General features: G+C 61.5%; 1 protein-coding gene. It reads right to left on the bottom strand.

The features are described from left to right. The coding region (locus ABDB84_RS20020) for an EF-Tu C-terminal domain-related protein (protein ID WP_345921552.1) at positions 1-704 on the bottom strand (704 nt) is incomplete at both ends.

Below are 704 nucleotides of genomic sequence, written 5' to 3'. Positions count from 1 at the left end.
ACACCTGCGCCGACGGTACGACCGCCTTCACGGATGGCGAAACGCAGACCTTCTTCCATGGCGATCGGCGCGATCAGCTTGACGGTGATCGACACATTGTCGCCCGGCATGACCATTTCGGTGCCTTCCGGCAGTGCGATCGAGCCGGTCACGTCCGTCGTGCGGAAGTAGAACTGCGGGCGGTAGTTGTTGAAGAACGGGGTGTGACGACCACCTTCGTCCTTCGACAGCACGTAGATCTCGCCGGTGAAGTGGCTGTGCGGCTTGATCGAACCGGGCTTGGCCAGCACTTGGCCGCGCTCGACGTCTTCACGCTTGGTGCCGCGCAGCAGGATGCCGACGTTGTCGCCTGCTTGACCTTGGTCGAGCAGCTTGCGGAACATTTCAACACCGGTACAAATGGTCTTGACCGTGTCCTTGATACCGACGATTTCGATTTCTTCGCCGACCTTGACGATGCCGCGCTCGACGCGACCGGTCACCACCGTACCGCGACCCGAGATCGAGAACACGTCTTCGATCGGCATCAGGAACGGTTGATCCACAGCGCGCTCAGGCGTCGGGATGTAGCTATCCAGCGCATCGGCCAGGGCCATGATGGCGCCTTCGCCCAGATCGCCCTTGTCGCCTTCGAGCGCCTTCAGCGCCGAACCCTTGACCATGGGGATGTCATCGCCCGGGAAGTCGTACTTGGAGAGCAGCTC

The sequence above is a fragment of the Uliginosibacterium sediminicola genome (assembly GCF_039631295.1).
Lineage (GTDB): Bacteria > Pseudomonadota > Gammaproteobacteria > Burkholderiales > Rhodocyclaceae > Viridibacterium > Viridibacterium sediminicola.
The sequence above is the reverse complement of the archived record's forward strand: the minus strand, read 5'-3'. Positions and strand labels throughout refer to the sequence as shown.